General features: G+C 71.3%; 14 protein-coding genes. 5 read left to right on the plus strand and 9 right to left on the minus strand.

Annotation, left to right across the window (positions count from 1 at the left end):
- Window positions 1-38: 38 nt before the first annotated feature.
- Window positions 39-962 (plus strand): LysR family transcriptional regulator, encoded by a 924-nt coding sequence (locus SB771_RS12065; protein ID WP_175661859.1) that lies wholly within the window; start codon window positions 39-41, stop codon window positions 960-962.
- An 87-nt stretch (window positions 963-1,049) separates the two neighbouring features.
- On the opposite strand, the gene SB771_RS12070 is transcribed toward SB771_RS12065, so the two are convergent.
- On the minus strand, window positions 1,050-1,736 hold the full coding sequence (locus SB771_RS12070; RefSeq protein ID WP_011656592.1) for a hydrolase: 687 nt from the start codon (window positions 1,734-1,736) through the stop codon (window positions 1,050-1,052).
- A 275-nt stretch (window positions 1,737-2,011) separates the two neighbouring features.
- Here SB771_RS12070 and SB771_RS12075 point away from each other — a divergent pair, with 275 nt between their 5' ends.
- Genes SB771_RS12075 through SB771_RS12090 form a run of 4 tightly spaced genes read left to right on the plus strand, consistent with a single transcriptional unit; the run spans window position 2,012 to window position 5,229 of the window.
- Window positions 2,012-2,272 carry a XapX domain-containing protein gene (locus SB771_RS12075; protein ID WP_175661858.1) on the plus strand — a complete coding sequence of 87 codons (261 nt, stop codon included), beginning with the start codon at window positions 2,012-2,014 and terminating at the stop codon, window positions 2,270-2,272.
- A gap of 25 nt (window positions 2,273-2,297) precedes the next feature.
- The gene (locus SB771_RS12080) at window positions 2,298-3,878 is read left to right on the plus strand and encodes a cation:proton antiporter (protein ID WP_175661857.1); all 1,581 of its coding nucleotides are present in this window, start codon (window positions 2,298-2,300) and stop codon (window positions 3,876-3,878) included.
- A gap of 49 nt (window positions 3,879-3,927) precedes the next feature.
- Window positions 3,928-4,320 carry an OsmC family protein gene (locus SB771_RS12085; RefSeq protein ID WP_175661856.1) on the plus strand — a complete coding sequence of 131 codons (393 nt, stop codon included), beginning with the start codon at window positions 3,928-3,930 and terminating at the stop codon, window positions 4,318-4,320.
- A gap of 24 nt (window positions 4,321-4,344) precedes the next feature.
- Window positions 4,345-5,229, plus strand: a complete 885-nt coding sequence (locus SB771_RS12090; protein WP_175661855.1) for a pirin family protein — start codon at window positions 4,345-4,347, stop codon at window positions 5,227-5,229.
- Between the two features lie 60 nt (window positions 5,230-5,289).
- Here the strand turns inward: SB771_RS12090 and SB771_RS12095 are convergent, their stop codons facing one another.
- From SB771_RS12095 to bcsZ, 8 genes are read right to left on the minus strand one after another with little or no spacing between them, the layout of a single operon-like run.
- Complete coding sequence (locus SB771_RS12095; protein WP_012363646.1) at window positions 5,290-5,487, minus strand: hypothetical protein; 198 nt, start codon at window positions 5,485-5,487, stop codon at window positions 5,290-5,292.
- A complete protein-coding gene (gene bcsG, locus SB771_RS12100) occupies window positions 5,469-7,022 on the minus strand; it encodes a cellulose biosynthesis protein BcsG (protein WP_175661854.1) in 1,554 nt (517 codons plus the stop codon). Before bcsG ends, SB771_RS12095 begins: the two co-directional genes overlap by 19 nt.
- Before the next feature lie 27 nt (window positions 7,023-7,049).
- On the minus strand, window positions 7,050-9,587 hold the full coding sequence (bcsA, locus tag SB771_RS12105; protein WP_175661853.1) for a UDP-forming cellulose synthase catalytic subunit: 2,538 nt from the start codon (window positions 9,585-9,587) through the stop codon (window positions 7,050-7,052).
- Window positions 9,584-10,372 carry a cellulose biosynthesis protein BcsQ gene (gene bcsQ / locus SB771_RS12110; protein ID WP_175661852.1) on the minus strand — a complete coding sequence of 263 codons (789 nt, stop codon included), beginning with the start codon at window positions 10,370-10,372 and terminating at the stop codon, window positions 9,584-9,586. Before bcsQ ends, bcsA begins: the two co-directional genes overlap by 4 nt.
- Window positions 10,369-10,578 carry a hypothetical protein gene (locus tag SB771_RS12115; RefSeq protein ID WP_105833244.1) on the minus strand — a complete coding sequence of 70 codons (210 nt, stop codon included), beginning with the start codon at window positions 10,576-10,578 and terminating at the stop codon, window positions 10,369-10,371. Before SB771_RS12115 ends, bcsQ begins: the two co-directional genes overlap by 4 nt.
- Window positions 10,575-12,533, minus strand: a complete 1,959-nt coding sequence (gene bcsE / locus SB771_RS12120; protein WP_175661851.1) for a cellulose biosynthesis protein BcsE — start codon at window positions 12,531-12,533, stop codon at window positions 10,575-10,577. The genes SB771_RS12115 and bcsE overlap by 4 nt, the downstream gene beginning before the upstream one ends.
- 22 nt (window positions 12,534-12,555) lie before the next feature.
- Window positions 12,556-16,500 carry a cellulose synthase subunit BcsC-related outer membrane protein gene (locus SB771_RS12125; protein WP_175661850.1) on the minus strand — a complete coding sequence of 1,315 codons (3,945 nt, stop codon included), beginning with the start codon at window positions 16,498-16,500 and terminating at the stop codon, window positions 12,556-12,558.
- A complete protein-coding gene (gene bcsZ, locus SB771_RS12130; protein ID WP_175661849.1) occupies window positions 16,485-17,705 on the minus strand; it encodes a cellulose synthase complex periplasmic endoglucanase BcsZ in 1,221 nt (406 codons plus the stop codon). Before bcsZ ends, SB771_RS12125 begins: the two co-directional genes overlap by 16 nt.
- Window position 17,706: the final 1 nt, after the last annotated feature.

Raw genomic sequence — 17,706 nt, forward strand, 5'->3', positions numbered from 1 at the left:
TTCGCTTCCACTTCGCTTCCCTGTCACCCTGTCCGGCCATGCAACATCTTCCTGATCTCGAAGCCTGGGCCATCTTCGCGCGCGTCGCGGAGACCGGTTCGTTCGCGAAAGCCGCGGAACTGCTCGGCATCTCGCAACCGACCGTGTCGAAGGCCATCGCGCGCCTCGAAAAACGCCTCGGCGCGATGCTGCTGTACCGCACGTCGCGCAAACTGTCGCTCACGCCGACCGGCGAGCTGCTGCGCGACCGCGCGATCCGCCTGCTCGCCGATGCGGAACTGATCGAGAGCGAGGCTTCCGCGCAAGCGCTCGAACCGCACGGCCTCGTGCGCGTGAACGCGCCGATGTCGTTCGGGCTGCGGCATCTGTCGCCGCTGCTGCCCGCGTTTCTCGAGCGCTATCCGCGCGTCGACATCGACCTCGTGCTGACCGACCACATCGTCGACATCGTGTCCGGCGGGTTCGACGTCGCGATTCGCATCGCCGAGCTGAGCGATTCGTCGCTGCGCTCGCGCCGCCTGTGCGCGGTGCGCCGTCCGCTCGTCGCATCGCCCGCGTATCTCGACCGGCATGGCCGTCCCACGCATCCGCGCGACATCGAACAGCACGTGTGCCTCACCTACACGAACCTGCCGACGCCCGAGCACTGGCGCTTTCGCAATCCGGCTTCGGGCGAGGATGTCGGCGTGTCCGTGCACGGACGCATCCGCACCAACAATGCCGACGTGATCGCCCCCGCGCTCCTCGCCGGTCACGGCCTCGCGCTGCAGCCCGAGTTTCTCGCGTGGGACGCGCTGCAGAGCGGCGAGCTCGAGGAAGTGATGCCCGAGTGGAAAATCGCCGACGTCAACGTCAACCTCGTCACGCCGCCCGGCATGCTGCGCGCCGCGCGCGTGACGGTGCTGCTCGATTTCCTCGCCGACCACTTCGCGCACGCGCCGTGGGCGTTGCCCGTGGCCTGAGCGAGCGGCGGCCTGCGAACGCTGAGGCCGCCCTGGCCGCCGGATGCGTCGATCGCATCGGCCGCGGCGAACGCGGCCGGTTGCGCGTTACTTCGCCGGAACGGGCGGAATCGACTCGTGCGGCGTCGCGGTGCGTTGCGGTGCCTTGTGAACCATCGTGTACGCGTAGTCGACGCCCATCCCGTATGCGCCCGAATGCTCCTTCGCGATCGCCATCACAGCGTCGTAGCTGTCGCGGCGCGCCCAGTCGCGTTGCCATTCGAGCAGCACCTGCTGCCACGTGACCGGCACCACGCCGGCCTGCACCATGCGCTGCATCGCGATGTCGTGCGCGGCCTGCGACGTACCGCCCGATGCGTCGGCGACCATGTAGATCTCGTAGTCGCCCTCGAGCATCGCGCACAGTGCGAACGTCGTGTTGCAGACTTCGGTCCACAGACCCGACACGACGACCTTCTTGCGGCCGTTCGCGGCCAGTGCGTCGCGCACCTTCTGGTCGTCCCACGAGTTCATCGACGTGCGTTCGAGCGTCTTCTGGTTCGGGAACACGTCGAGCAGCTCGGGATAGGTGTGGCCCGAGAAGCTGTCGCTTTCGACCGTCGTGATCGTGGTCGGGATGTTGAAGACCTTCGCAGCCTTCGCCAGGCCCACGACGTTGTTCTTCAGCACCTGGCGATCGATCGACTGCACGCCGAACGCCATCTGCGGCTGCTGGTCGATGAAGATCAGCTGGCTGTTCTGCGGAGTGAGTACTTCAAGTTTCGGGTTGCTCATGGCGCGTGGAGTCCTGTGAACGAAAAAAAGGGAGGCCTGCCTCGGCCGTGAGAACGGGAGGAGCCGGAAATGCATCACGCCGGATCGTGACCCGGCGCGACGTATTTAATCGGCAAACGCTCGGCGTGACCACCCAAGAAACGGAATCGATGCAATTCCGGAAACGACGTGCGTTCGGGGCCGCCCGCTCTTTTTTTCTTCACGCAAAGCCGATACGCTCTCAAGACTTTGACGGCGCCGTTGCGGCGTCGCTCGCCATCACCGGACGCTCCCCCATGAAACCGTATGTCTTCTCGCTGCTCGCCGGCATCCTCGCCGGCGTCATCTACGGCGCGATCGGCGTGAACTCGCCCGCGCCGCCGATCATCGCGCTCACCGGCCTGCTCGGCATGCTGGCCGGCGAACAGATCCTGCCCGTTGCGCGGCGCATGCTCGCGGGCCATCGGCTGAACGCCGCATGGCGCGACGCGAAGTGCAGCCAGCACATGTTCGGTCCGCTGCCGGGCGGCAGCACGAACGAACGCACGCCGTCCTGATGCACGCTTCCCTCACGCACCGCGCATGAGCAACGTCGAGCTGTTCCATTACCTGCTGCTGTTGATCTGCGGCGCGGGCGCGCTCACGTGGCTCGCCGAACGGATCTCGATTCCGCCGGCCGTCGTGCTGCTGCTCGGCGGCTGTGTGGTGGCCGTTGCCGGCAAGCGCGTGCCCGACATGGACCCGGCGCTGCTGCTCGCCGCCGTGCTGCCGCCGCTCCTGATGTCGAGCGGCTTCTACACCGCGTGGAAGGAATTCCGGCACGAGCTCGCCTCGATCGCATCACTCGCGCTCGGCGCGGTGGTGTTCACGACGGTGGCGGTCGCGCTCGCCGTGCATGCGGTCAATCCGGCATTGCCGTGGGCCGCGTGCTTCACGCTCGGCGCGATCGTGTCGCCGCCCGACGCGGTCGCCGCGAAGGCGATCCTGCAGCGTCACCCGCTGCCCGCACGGCTCGTCGCGGTGCTCGAAGGCGAAAGCCTCGTCAACGATGCGTCGGGCCTGCTGCTGTATCAGATGGCCGTGTCGGCCGCGCTCGCCGTCACCATCACGACCGCGAGCGCCACCGGCCTGTTCTTCTCGCTCACGCTGATCGGCATCGCGGTCGGCCTCGCATGCGGCCATGCGATGTGCTGGGTGCTGCAACGCCTGCGCGAGCCGATGCTCGGGATCGTCGTGACCTTCGCGATGGCGTGGGGCAGCTACGGGATCGCGGAAGCCGTGCACGGCTCCGGCGTGCTGTCGGTCGTGACCTGCGGCCTCGTGCTCGGCGTGCGCCAGCATCGCGTGTTCGACGCCGACCTGCGGATCAAGGCGAAGGCGACCTGGGAAGCGATCGTGTTCGTGCTCGACGCGCTCGTGTTCATCCTGATCGGCCTCGCGCTGCACGCGATCCTCGCACGCGTGAACCACGAAGGCGCGATGCTGATGGCCGGCCTGCGCGTCGCGCTGCCGGCGACGGCAGCCGCGATCGCCGCGCGCGTCGTGTGGGTGTTCGTCGCGATGTGGTTGCCGGGCCGTCTGCGCGCACGACGCGCGGGCCATCCGCCGTGGTCGTGGCGCGAGGCCGTCGTGCTCGGCTGGTCCGGCATGCGCGGCGTCGTGAGCCTTGCGGCCGCGATCGCGCTGCCGAGCGATTTCCCGGGCCGGGACCTGATCCTGTTCAGCACGTTCCTGCTGATCATCGCGACGCTGGTCGTGCAGGGCGGCACGCTCGCGCCGCTGATCCGCGTGCTGAAGCTGCGCCCGGCCACGCGGCACACGATGTCCGAGCACGCCGTGCGCGCGCATACGTTCGGCGCGGCGCTCGCCGAGCTCGACGCACGCGAGCAGCGCGGCTCGGGCCTCGAACGCGCATCGCTCGACCGGCTGCTGACCGAATATCGCAGCCGCGTCGCGTTCAACGAAAGCGCGCATCGCGACGGCGCGGAACCGGCGGGCGTGCGCGCGCGGATGCTGCGCGTCGAGCTCGAGCTGGTGGGCGTGTCGCGCGACGCGCTGCTCGACCTGCACCGCGACGGACGGGTCGACGACGCGGTGCTGCACCGCATAGAATCGGAGCTGGATTTCGAGGAACTGCGGCTGCAGCGTCTGCTCGAACCGTAACGCCGGGCCGGCTGCCGGCCCGCCTCCCCTTTCCCCACCTGGAACTGCAATGAGCGAACTGTCCGTCGAAGCGAGCATCGGCTCGGTCGATTACCTGGTCCATTTCACCGACGGCGTTCATCAATGGCGCGCCGACGAACCGGCCGCGCTCGGCGGCGACGACGCCGCGCCGACTCCCGTCGCGCTGCTGCTGTCGAGCCTCGGCGCCTGCACCGCGATCACGCTGAAGATGTACGCGCAACGCAAGGGCTGGCCGCTCGCCGAAGTGCACGTGAAGCTCGCGCACGAATCGGGCAGCGCGGGCAGCACGATCGTGCGCCGCATCACGCTCGACGGCGACCTGTCGGACGAGCAGCGCGAGCGCCTGCTGCAGATCGCGAACGCATGCCCGGTGCACAAGATCCTCACGCATCCGATCGCGATCGACACGGCGATTGCCTGACCCACCGAACACGAGAGTCTCACCATGTCCGCATCGATCAAGACTGTACTCACGCCGCGCGAAAGCGACATCGGCAACCTCGTCGTGCGCCGCGTGCTGCCCGCGCGCGCCGCGCGCCTCGTCGGCCCGTTCATCTTCTTCGACGAAATGGGGCCGGCCGTGCTGCCCGCCGGCAGCGGCATCGACGTGCTGCCGCATCCGCACATCGGTCTCGCGACCGTCACCTACCTGTTCGACGGCACGCTGATGCATCACGACAGCCTCGGCTTCCGGCAGAAGATCGTGCCCGGCGACGTGAACTGGATGACGGCCGGACGCGGCATCGTCCACGCGGAGCGTTCGCCCGACGAGGACCGGCCGCTCGAGCAGCCGGTGCACGGGATCCAGACCTGGGTCGCGCTGCCGGTCGAGCACGAGGACACGGCGCCCGCGTTCGCGCATCACGCGGCCGACACGCTGCCGTCGTTCACGCGCGACGGCGCGAGCGTGCGCGTGATCGCGGGCACCGCGTTCGGGCTCACGTCGCCGGTCGCCGTGTTCTCGCCGACGCTCTATGCGTATGCGGAATTCGCGGCTGATGGGCAACTCGTGCTCGACGCGGAACACGACGAGCGCGGCGTGTATCTCGTCGACGGCGACCTCACGATCGACGGCGCGCCGCTCGCGCCGGCGACGATGGCCGTGCTCGAACCGGGCGCGACCGTGGCGCTCGCGAGTGCGAACGGCGCGCGCGTGATGCTGCTCGGTGGTGCGCACCTGCCCGGCGAGCGGTTCATCGAATGGAATTTCGTGTCGAGCGAGCGCGCGAAGATCGAGGCGGCCCGCAACGCGTGGGCCGCGCAGACCTTCGGCAAGGTGCCGGGCGAGGAAAACGAATGGACGCGCCAGCCGGCGCGCAAGGCGCAGTAAGCCGGCATCGGTCGGTCCATCCACACACGGCGGCCGGCATTCACGCCGGCCGCCCTGCGTTTACCGCTTCAATCCCATCAGCTTCGCGAGCGTCGGCCAGCGCTCGAGCGATTCGACGAACGCGCGGCGCGCCTGCTCGTCGACATAACGGGCCGGGTCCAGCGCGGGCAGGTGCCGCGCGAGGCCGAGCACGTCGTTCGGCTGCGACAGGCGATCGTCGTCACCTTCGCCGATATTGATTACTGTTCGTCGATCCATACGCCATCCGGAGTCTTGACCGCGTAGCCCGCGCTCGTCTGCATCGTCACCGTGCCTTCGTTCTCGCCCACCATCCGCGTGCGCGGCAGGTCGGCCGCATATTGCGCGAGCGTCGTGCCCGGCTTGAACGGGCTGTTCGATACAAGGTTCGACAGCAACTGCGAGAGCGCGAGGAAGCTCGTCGGCTGGTCGATCACGGTCGTCTGGCCGTGATTACCGGTGAAGCCGACGAGCCGCACGCCGACCGGCCCGTGCACGATGCGCGGCGTCGGAATCTCGCGCAGGCCGGCCACCTGGTTCTTGTCGCCGCGCAGCGCGGCGCCGTGCTCGGGCACGAACACGATCACCGCGCGCCGGCCCGACTGCGCGATCAGATCGGCGAGCCGGTCGAAGTCGCTCATCAGCTTGTTGGCGCGCTGCGGATACGAATCGATGCTGGCAAGCGGGCTGCCCACCACGCGGTTGCCGTCGTGCAGGCTGATCGTGTTGTAGTACAGCGCGACCGGGCCCGGCACCGACGCGCGCTGCGCGTACCAGTTCGCGAGCGTGCCGTAGTCGTCCTTGATCGCCGTGCCGTCAAATGCATGCATCGCGACCGGCGCGGTCGCGTTCGGGATCATCGGCGCGTCGGGCACGCCGATGTTGTCGTGAATGACCTGCAGGAAGTTGTCGAAGTGGCCGTCGTGATTCAGCAGCGACTGCACGGTGTAGCCGGCGGACGCGAGCTGCGAGAACAGGTAGCACTGCTGCGGCGCGCTCTTGTACAGGTCCGCGTGCGCTTCCTGCCCGCAGCTCGCGCGCAGCACGCGGATCGCGGCCGGGCCGCTGTAGCTCGCGGCCGTGCTGAAGTTGTTGAACAGGTAGTCGAAGTGACTCAGCATCGGGTGGTTGCGCACCTTCGCCGCATCGAGATCGTCCCACGACAGCGAGCAGATGTGCAGCACGATCACGTCGAACTGCGCGGACGGATCGCTCGGGAGATGGCCGAACGCGACCTGCCGCTGCGACTCCTGCGCGCGGAACGTCGCGAGTGCCGCGTTGTGATCCTCGGGCTGGTCGGAGCGCCCGCCCGTCGCGCTGACCTGCTGCTGCGGCGGCGCGACGACGCGCGCCATCAGCCCGTTGCCGGCCTGCCACAGCGGCATCACGATCAGCACGGCGAGCACGAAGGTCGCGACGCGCACCCAGCGGTTGACGATGAAATAGACGATCAGCACGCCCACCACGGTCAGCACGAGCACCGGCGGCAACAGGCGCGGCAGCAACTCCATCCAGTATTCGAGGCGGAACGTGCTGACCTCGCGCGCGGCTTCGGCGAGGCGCGCGAGTGGCGGCGCATGCAGTTCGCGCGCGAGCAGCGGCACCGCGATCGCGATCGCGACGAGCAGCCGCACGATGCGCCATCCGCGCTGCCGGACCGGCGCGCTCGCCGCGAGCGCCAGCGCGAACGCGAGGTTCGCGAGCCACATCGGCTGCAGGTGGCCGGTCGCGAACAGCGCGAACTTCAGGATGAAATACAGATTCCAGAACGTCATCTAAACCACTCCGTGATGGGCGCCGCGTCAGTCGCGCGCCCGATCGAGCTTCGGTGCCAGCATCGACTGCACGCCGCGCGCCACACCCTTCCACATCCGTACGTAACCGTCCAGGCCCACGCGCAGCACTTCCTTCAGCCCGCGCAGCGGCGTGTCCGTGCGCGTGCTCGCGTGCCAGTCGAGCCACGCATCCGCGCGGCCGAACGTGCACTGCACGAGCTGGCGCTCCTGCTCGAGCGTCAGCGCCTCGAAGCTCACGCCGACGTGGGTCGGCGTCACGCGGCTCACGCGTACCGGGAACGGGAACGGCCGGTCGCCGCGCGTCACGCACACCGTCAGCGTGTCGCCGATCGCGAGCGGCAGCCCCGGCACCGCTTCGAGGCCGAGGCCGCCGGTCGAGTAGTCGCTCGTGAAGCACGCGGCCGTCGAGCCATCGGCGAGCAGCAGCGTCGCCGGCACGCGCATCGCGATCCGGTGCGTGACGCGCACCTGCTTGGTCTCGCGCGCAACCGCCAGCGCCGCGCCGAGCATCGCGAGGTTGTAGACGGTCCAGCCGAGCGTGATCAGGATCGTCGACGCCTCGTCGCCCTGGTCGGCCACGAGCCGCCACAGCCCGGCCGCGATCGCGAGCACGTTCAGCGCGAACAGCACGAGGTACGGTTTCGACGTCGACCAGTCGACGTAACCTTCGTCGATCTTGCCGCCCTTGTCGGTCACGTTGAACTTGCCGTGCTTCGGGCTGAAGAACGCGACGGTGGTCGGCAGCGCGATGTACCACGCGAGCACCGATTCGTAGACCTCGGCCCAGAACGAATGGCGATAGCGCCCCTGCATCCGCGAGTTCGCGACGTTCGCGAGCACCAGGTACGGGATCACGTAGCTCGCGAGCGCGATCGACGACGCGTTGATGAAGTACAGGTGGAAGAACAGGTACGCGAGCGGAATCGTCAGGAACACGAGCCGCGGGATCCCGTAGAAGAAATGCAGCATCGCGTTGCCGTAGCAGATCCGCTGGATGAAGCCGAGCCCGCGCCCGAGGAACGGGTTGTCGATACGGAAGATCTGCGCCATCCCGCGCGCCCAGCGCGTGCGCTGCTTCACGTGGCCCGCGAGGCTCTCGGTCGCGAGGCCGGCCGCCTGCACGGTCGGCAGGTACGCCGACGTGTAGCCGCGGCGATGCAGCTTGAGCGCGGTGTGCGCGTCCTCGGTCACGGTCTCGACCGCGACGCCGCCCACCTCCTCCAGCGCGGTACGCTTGAGCACCGCGCACGATCCGCAGAAGAACGTCGCGTTCCACAGGTCGTTGCCCGACTGCACGAGCCCGTAGAACAGGTTGCCCTCGTTCGGGATCTCGCGGAACGTGCCGAGGTTGCGCTCGAACGGATCGGGCGAGAAGAAATGGTGCGGCGTCTGCACCAGCGCGCATTTCGGGTCGCGCAGGAACACGCCCATCGTGGTCTGCAGGAACGAGCGCGTCGGCACGTGATCGCAGTCGAAGATCGCGATGTATTCGCCGTGCGTCTTCGGCAGCGCGCGGTTGATGTTGCCGGCCTTCGCGTGCAGGTTGTCGTCGCGCGTCAGGTAGCCGATGCCGGCCTCGCGCGCGAACGCCGCGAACTCGGGGCGCTTGCCGTCGTCGAGCAGATACACGCGCAGCTTGCCGGTCGGCCAGTCGATGCTCTGCGCGGCGAACACGGTCGGCTTCACGACCGACAGCGGCTCGTTGTAGGTCGGAATGTAGATGTCGACGCTCGGCCAGCTGTCCGGGTCGTCGGGCAGCGGCACGATCGGCCGGTCGAGCGGCCACGCGGTCTGCACGAAGCCGAGCAGCAGGATCATCCACGTATAGGCTTCGGCGCCGTACAGCAGGTAGCCGGCGACCGCCTCGACCGGGCTGCGGAAATCGAGCGTCTGGGTCGTGCGCCACCACACGTAGCGCAGCGTGGCGAGCAGCGCGAGCGACGCGAGCGCGAGGGTCGGCAGATGGCCCGGCAGGCGGCGCAGCGCGAGCGCCAGCACCGCGACGATCGCGAAGAACGCGAACTGCGCGCCGGGCATCAGCGGCGACATCGCGGCCGCGGCCCACATGAGCCCGCCCGCGCACAGCAGCAGCGGCGCGAGCCAGCGGTGCCGGCCGACGCCGTTCGCGCGTGCGTCGAGCCAGCCGCCCCAGCGCGCCCACGGCAAACGCTCGAGCTGCGCGCCGACGCGTGCGCCGAGCGCGCGGACTACGACGTACACCGGCACGACGAACGTGTCGAACCACGCGAGCGGATCGCGCGCAGGCTGCTCGCCGGCCGCGCGCGGTGCGCGCACGATCGCGCGCCACAGCCATTCACGCGGGCTCAGCGGCTGCAGCACGCCCCATTCGCGCGCGAGCCAGAGGAACGCGGTGCGCGCCCGGCGGCGGATAGGGTCGGGCCGGCCGGGCGGCGGCGCATGGAAGAACAGCCGCACGAGCCAGTCGAGCAGCGTGCGCTCGGCCGGCAGCCCGATTCCGCGCGCGCACCAGTCGGTCGCGCGTCGGACCGTGGCACGCCAGCGCGACGCGAACGCGGCTTTCATCGCGACGCTCCCGCACGGCCGGCCACGGCCGCCGTGAGCCACGCATCGACCCAGTTCGCGACGCCGTTCAGGTCGTGCGACGCCTGCGAATACGGTGCGTCGTCGAAGATCCAGCTGCCGCGCGCGAGCGTTTCGGGCACGGCCCCGTCGACGTGAATGCGCTGCTCGAGCATCGACTCCGGCCCCACGACGGCCCGCAGCATCGCGAGCGCATCGCGCTGCATGTCGCGCGCGGGATTCAGCCGGTTCACGACGATCTGCAGGTCGCCGCGGCCGGCACGCAGCGCGTCCAGGCGCGCGGCGACGGTCGCGCACGCGGCCGGTTCGGGCGGCACGACGACGAGCGTCAGGTCGGCGCGGCGAATCGCCTGCTCGGCCTGCGGCGATGGATAGCGGGCCGTGTCGACCAGCACGACGCCGTCGGCCGGCAGCGCGATCTCGTCGAGCGCGCGCGCGAGCCAGTCGGGATCGGCCGCGAGCCGCGCATCGCACGCGGCGGCGCCTGCCGCGTCGACCTGCCCATACGGCACGAACAGCACGCCGTCGGCATTGCGCCACGTATGCGCGTGCCACGGCGCTGCGTCGGCAGGGTCCGCGAGCAGGCTGTGCGCGAGCCCGTGTTCGGCCAGCGTGTCGAGCCCGAGCGTCGCGCCCATCAGGTTCTGCGCGTCGAACTCGACCGCGACGACCGGCCGGCCGCGGCGCGCGAGCAGCACCGCGAGCGCGCCGGCGAGCGTCGTGCGGCCCGCGCCGCCGGTGGTCGACGTGATGGCGATCGTCTTCATCGCGCGGCTTCGTCGGTGCGCTCGGCGTCGGGCAGCAGGCGTCCGCGCAGCGCGATCGGCACGAGTTCGCACGGCACCGCGTCGCGCCGGTGCAGCCCGCGCGGCGCATGAAAACCGCGGCCGATGCCGAGGTGCTGCGCGACGATCCACACCGGCACCGCGATCGCGATGCCGACGATGAATCCGATGACGAGTTCGGCGATCATGCGCCCTCCGGCTTGCGCAGCGGCATCGCGCTGCGGATGGCGCCGCGCGCACGCGCGGCGGGAATGTCGGCAGACGGTGCCGGTGCAGCGGCGGCTGGCACGGTTTCTTCGTCGCGCACGGGCGGCGGCGATATATCGATGCTCGGATCGGTCATGCCACCCGATTCGGCATTCTCCGCGCCCACGCCCTCGCCCGCGTGTTCGGCCGGCACGCGCGTCGCGCCCGCTTGCTTCGTAGCCGCGAACAGGTCGCTGTAGTCGGCGATCGGCGCGCGCCGGTTCTCGGTCTTCAGCGCATCGAGCTCGGTGTCGATGCTGCCTGCCCCGAGACACACGACGCGATCGGACAGCGTATCGACCGGCACGTCGAAGATCCGCGCGAGCGCGTCCTCGGCATCGACCGGTTCGCACGCGAACAGGAACACGTACAGGTGCGCGGCGTCGGCCGTCACGACGTCGCCCGCGCGGCGCGGCCGGCAGTGCCGCAGCGCGTCGACGTGCGACACGCCGGGCAGCAGCGCGATCTTCGCGAGCGTATGCGGCAGCGCGAGCACGGCGCCGCGATCGAGTACCGCGCGAATCCGCAGGCAGAATGCGCCGACCGGCAGGTAGCCGAGCACCGAATCGCCAAGCGCGGCCGCGAGCGCCGCGCGATAGTCGGGCGCGACGGGCCGCGCATAGAGCTGCCCGTGCAGCGCGTTCACCGCGGCCTGCATCCGCGACAGCGGCAGGTCGCGCGCGACGACGCGGTTCGCGCCGACGCTCAGCAACAGCATCTCGAACTGCTGGCGCAGCACCTCGCCGCGTTCGACGACGGCGATCTTCAGCGCGCCCCCGCATTGGCGGCGCAGCGCGTGCACGGCCGCGCACAACGCCTCGAGCTGCGGATGCGAGCGGAACGCGAGCACCGCGGTCGCGGCCTGCGCGCGCGCACAGGCAGCGACGACCGCTGCGTTATCCTCGACGATTTCCCAGCCGGCGGGCACGCGGCCCGCATCGTCGAGCGCCGCGCGGCTGGCGACGACGCGATCCTCGTCGGTCGCGAGCTTCATCCCGCGCGACGGCTGGACGGCGCCACCGTCGACGATCGCCGCGAGCCGGCCGCCCGGCGCGAAGCGCAGCGGCCGCACTTCGCCGGCCGCGAGCGTGTCGCCCGCGCGCCAGAAATCGACGACCCACAGCAGCTCGCCGTGCGTGCGCTGCAACTGCGCGACGCCCGAGCACACGCCGTGAAAGCCGCTGCGCGGCGCGCGATTCGCGACGCGCACGAGCGGCGGATCGTCGGTGTCGGGCGCGGCGCCCGTGCGCGCGATCTCGGGATCGACCAGCAGCACCAGCGCGATCCGGTGGGTGCGGCACCAGTCGGCGAGCGCGTGCGCCTCTTCCGCGAGCGCGACCGGATCCTCCCAGCTGAACCAGCGTTGCGCGCCTTCGATGAAATACAGCGAGCGCGTGCGAAAGCCGTAGCGCTTCATCGCGCGCAAGCCGCCCGCGAGCCGTGCGAACGGAGCGGGCGCCGCTTGGCGCGGCGTGCCTGGTTCGATCGCGGCATCGCCGTCGGCTGCTACGGATGCGGGCGCGGACGGCATCGCCAGCACGTTCAGGTTGCGCGGCCAGCCGGACGGCTGCGCGCCGCCCGCGAAACCGCGCGCCTGCATCTGCGCGGCCACGCGTGCCGCGTCGCGTGACAGCACGACCGTCACGTCGCGCGTGCGCGACTGCCGCGCGCTTTCCCACACCAGCGCGTCGCACGCCGGCGTGCCGGTGGCGGCATAGACGGCGTACAGGCCGCCTGCTTCCAGTTGCGTCCATGCATCGGGCAGCCCGTCGATCGCGAGCCGGCTCAGCGGGCCGGCGCGGCCGCCGGCCGGGCCCGTGCGCAGCAGCGCGCGCAGGCGGCCCAGCAGGCCGGCGGCGCCGAGCGCGGGACGGGTTGCGTCGATTTCGGTATTCACGCGTTCCATATGCAAGCAGACCCTAGTAATCCGAATAAAGCCGCACCGGCGTCGGCGTGACGAGCCAGCTGCGCTGCGCGCGAGCGTCGAACGCATAGCGCAGGTACACGAGCGCCGAACTCGGCGCATAGTCGTGCGACCGGTCGACATGCAGTTGCGCGCCGACGCTCAGGTGCGGATTCACGCGATACTCGACGATGCCGTTCACGCCGTACGAAAACGACACGCCGCGCGTCGAACTGCCCGTATAGACCAGCCCGGCCGCCTCCTGCGCGGCGCGCTGGCCCGCGAAGGTCGGGTAGAACAGCGAATCCTTTTCATAGCTGTTCGAGATTCCGGCCGTGACGGTCAGGTCCCACGACAGCGCGTCGCGCCGCCCCGCCCACTCGATCGGCACACCGAGCGACAGGTAGCGCTGCGGGCTGTAGTAACCGCCCTGCCCGTACGTGTAGTAGCGCAGGTTCTGCGCGTAATGCCACGCATTGCCGACGAGCCCCGTGCTCACCCGCATCGTCGCGCGTTCGTACACGGGCACCGTGAAGCCCGAGCGCAGCGTGACTTCCGCGTTGCGCTCGACGTTGCGGCCGGACAGCACGCCCGCGCCGAGTTCCGCGAACAGGTTCACGCGGCCGACGTCGACCGCCGCACGCAGGTTCACGCCGTCGCGGCGCACGCCGCCCCATACCGCACCGGTCCACGGGTCGCGCATCCCCGCATACGACAGCACGCTGCTCGTTTCCGGCCGGCGCGACGCGTTCACGGTGAAGCTCGCCGGGCCCGCGTCGAAGTGGTAGCGCACGCCGCCGACCAGGTAATGCACCGGGAAACCGAGCGGCGACGTGCCGAGATCGACGCGCCATGCGTCCGTGCGATAGCCGGCGCCGAGCGCGACGCCCGTCGTCGGCTGGTGCAGGTCGCCGCGCGGATGCGCGATCAGCTCGGCGGCCGACGGATTCGGCGCGAACGGCGCAGGCAACCCGAGCGGCGCGTTGAGCGCGGCGTAGGTTCCGAAGGTCTTCAGCGAATACGCGTTCGGATTGCTCGTATCGAGCGTGCCCGCGTCCAGATGCACGGTGTCGAGCTGCAGGAACGCATGCCCGTCGTAGCGCACCGGCACCTGCACGTAGATCGGCACCTGCTGCGCGCGGTACGCGGACACCCCTTCGTCGCCCGACTTGTACGCGGGCAGCCAGCCGGTCTCGATCTCCGGGTCGCGCCGCTGCTCGAGATCCGCGAACGCGGCCTGCGCGGGCGTGCGGCCGTCGCGGCCCGGGCTCACGCCGCTCGTGCGTTCCTGCGACAGCGACAGCCGGTACAGCGACGCGGCATCGTCGTAGCGGCCCTGCGCCTCGGCCACGCGCCCGGCTGCCACCGTCACGTCGGCGCGCGCCGGATACGCGGCCTGCAGCGGGCCGGTCACCTGCGCGGCTTCGTCCGGGCGGCGCAGCGCGTTCAGGCGGCGCACGACCGACAGCCGCGTATCGACGTCGTCGTCCGGCGTGCGTGCGAGCACGCTCTGCACGCGCGCGAGCGCCGCCGCGCGATGACCGCTGTCCTCGTCGATCCGCGCGAGCGCGAGCTGCGTATCGGCATCGTCCGGCGTGCGCGCGACGACCGGCGCGAGCGCGTCGCGCGCCGCGTCGTAGTGCCCCTGCGCGCGTTCGAGGTCGGCCAGTTCCAGTGCGTAGCGCTTGTCCGCGCGGCCGGCCTCGCTCGCCCGATCGAGCAGCGTGCGGGCGAGCGCATAGTCCTGCCGCGCGATCGCGTCGTCCGTCTGCCGCAGCACGAGCCGCAGCGACTGATCCTCGATGCGCGCGGTCTGTGCGGCCGTCAGCGCCGGCTCGCGGCGCAGCGCGTCGAGCCACGCGGCGAGCGCGTCGTCGCGCCCGGCGCTGCCGAGCAGATCGCCGTAGCGCAGCCGGACGTCGGTATCGGCCTCTCTTGGATGCGCGGCGATCCAGTCGCGCAACGGCGCGAGGCCGCGCTCGGGCTCGCCCGCGTCGATCCACTGCGCGCCGATCGCCGCGAGCATGTCGGGATCGTCGGGCGCGCTCGCCTGCGCATGCGCGAGCGACGCGGCGAACGCCGCGCGATCGCCGCGCCCGAGCGCGCCGCGCGCGTCGGCCAGCGCACCTTCCGCGTCGAGCTTGCGCGCGAGCGCCCGCATGCCGTCCGAGCGGTGCGCGTCGTCGACGCCCGCGAGCGCGGCCTGCGCGCCGGCGACGTCGTCGAGCGAGTTGCGGTACAGCGCGGTCGCATAGCGCATCTCGGGCGTGTCGCTTTGCGCGAGCCCGTCGTCCATCACCGTGCGGCCGAGCTGCGGCAGCCCCATGTCGCGATACAGCCGCGCGAGCGCGAAACGCGTCCACGGCGCATCGGGCGCCGCACGCACCGCGGCTTCGTAGCGTTGCGCGGCCGGCCCGCGTTCGCCTTTGTCGGCGAGCGCGCGCGCCTGGCTCGCGAGCAGGTCGGCACGCAGCCCGTCGAGCGCGCGGTGATCGTCGCGGCCCGTCACGCGACCCTCCAGCGCGTCGAGCAGCGGGCCGACGCGATCCGCGCGGCCGGTGTTCTCATAGAGCATCGCGGTGCCGCGCACCGCCGACAGCGTCGGCGAACGGGCGGCCAGCAGTTCGCGCAGCAACGGCTCCGCGCGCGCCCAGTCGCGCTGCGCGAGCAGCGCATCGACGAGTTGCAGCTTCGCGTCCGGGCTGGCGGGCTGCATCGCGAGCGCGGCGCGCGCCGCGCGTTCCGCATCCTGCGGCCGCCCGGCCGAAGCCGCCGCGCGGCCCTGCGCGAGCAACCCCCAGAACTGCGCGGTGCGCGCGAGGCCCTGCCACTTGCCGCGCTGGTCGGTCGAGCGCGCCGCTGCGCGCGTGAACAGCGCACGCGCTTCGTCGTGCCGGCCTTCGCGCAAGCGCAGCAGGCCGAGCCCGCCGAGCGCATCGGCGTCGTCGGCGCGCGCCTGCGCGGCACGCGCGAGCAGCGGATCGGCGCCGGCCAGATCGCCGCGCGCGAGCGCCTGCAGGCCGCGCTGCTGCGCGATGTAGTCGGGATCGCGTTCGAGCCGGCGTTGCGCGTCGCGCTGCCGGTCGAGGGTGGCGGCGCGATCGCGGAATTCGGTGTCGTCCGGCACGAGCGCCAGATACGCATGCAACGCGTCGAGATACGCGGGATCGGCACCGGCGGATTGCAGCACGCGGCGCCACAGGGCCATCGCGTCCGTATGGTCGGTGTCGGCCCGCTTCGCGAGCGACCACGCGATCCGGTTCGCTTCCGCGCGCGTGTCGTCGCGCTGGTTCAGCAGCCGCGCCAGCGCCAGCGCCGCGCTGACGTCCTGCGGGTCGGCCGCGACCGCGCGGCGCAGCGCGGCGATCGCCGGTTCGCGGCCGCCCGGCGCATTCGACACGATCTGGTAGTACTCGGCGCCGAGCGCGCCGGACGGCGCGCCGTTCGGAAACAACGCGACGATCCGACGAGCCGCTTCGTCGGCGCGGCCGCTGCGCGCGAGCAGGCGGATCTGCGCCATCTCGCCGCGCCCGCTCGTCGCGACGCGGTATTCGTCGGCCGCCCGCCGCGTGCCGGGTGCCGCGGGCGCACGCGCGTGCAGGCGCGCCAGCGCGGCCTGCGCGCCTTGCGCGTCGCCGAGCCGCAACAGCACGCGCATCTGCTCCGCGAGCAACTCGGGATCGTCCGGCGCGATCAGCAGCCCCTTGCGCAACGCGTCGCGCGCGAGGTCGTCGCGATGCTTCGCGCCCCACATGCGGGCGGTCGAGAGCTGGCGCTGCACGTCGGCCCGATCGATCGTGGCTGCCGCCGGCGCGGCTTTCGGCGCGACGGTTTTCGGTGGCGGAGCAACCGCGGAGGCGGTGGCGCCAGCAGCCGCGGCCGGCGCCGCCGCGCAGACCGACGACGCGAGCCACGCGAACCCGGCGACACGCGGTGCGGTGCGCTTCATCGGGCCGCGCATGGACGCCCCTCCCAGCGCGCGTCGAGCGACCCGTCCGCGCCGAACCGGTAGCGGCCCTCGCGCCAGCCGAGGCCGAACAGCGTCAGCACGCTCGTGTAGTAGCCGGGCGGCGACTGGCGCGCGAGCGTATCGACCCGCGCGGCCTGCGCATCGGCGAGCGCACGCTGGCCGCGCGCGTCGAGGAACGGCACGGCCGCCGCGGAGAAGCCGCCGTTGCCGTCGTTCGGCCCCGCGACGCCGGTCGTCGTGTCGACCTTCTCCGGCGGCGCGCCATGCGCGGCAATGTAGTCGGCAAACGGTGCAAACCGCGCGAGCAGCGGCGCGGCGAGCGGATCGGCGCGATCGAGCATGCCGGCCCACAGGTACACGCGGATCGCGTTGTACGCGCTTTCCGCGCGGGTTTGCGGATCGGGCCCGAAGCCGGCGCCCGCGCGATACAGCGCCCAGTCCGGCGAAAAGCCCTTCGGCGCGGTGTCGAGCAGCACGCGGCCGGTGCTGGCCGCGAGCGCGGCCCAGCGCCGATCGTCGGGCAGGCGCGCGGCGAGCCCGCGGATCACCTGCGGCGGCGAATAGCTCGGGTTCACGCGCCATTGACCATTGGCCAGCTTGAAACCGGTCGGCCCGGGCAGCAGCGTGAGGCCGAGGCCGGGCACGCTGGCCGTCTCGTCGTCCAGCACGCGCTTCGCGAGCAGCGCGCCGCGCGCCGTGTAGCTGCGCTCGCGCCACAGCCGGCCGGCTTCGACGAGCGTGTATGCGATCCACAGGTCGGCGTCCGACGCCGCGTTCGCGTCGAGCACGCGCCATGCGCCGTCCGGCGCGCGGCCCCACAGCCACGCCGGCAGACGGGCGCTCAGGTCGCCCTGCGCGAGGTTGTTCTCGGTCCATGCGAGGATCGTGTCGAACGTGCGCCGGTCGTTCGCGACCAGCGCGAAGAACAGTCCATACGCCTGCCCCTCCGATACCGTGCGCGAATCGGCCGAGCCGACGTCGATCACCCGGCCGTCGGCCGACACGAAATCGCGCTTGAACGCGTCCCAGCGCGGCCACGCCGCGCTGCATTGCACGTCGGCCGCGCCGCTTTGCGCCGCCTGCGCGCGCCCGGCGGTCGCGGTCGCCGCGCACACTGCCGCGACGGCCAGCACGAGTGTCGTGCCGACGCGCCGCGCCGGCCGCGTTGCCCGTCGCCTTGCGAATGCCCACGCCATC

Source organism: Burkholderia sp. SIMBA_051 (assembly GCF_046534915.1).
Lineage (GTDB): Bacteria > Pseudomonadota > Gammaproteobacteria > Burkholderiales > Burkholderiaceae > Burkholderia > Burkholderia ambifaria.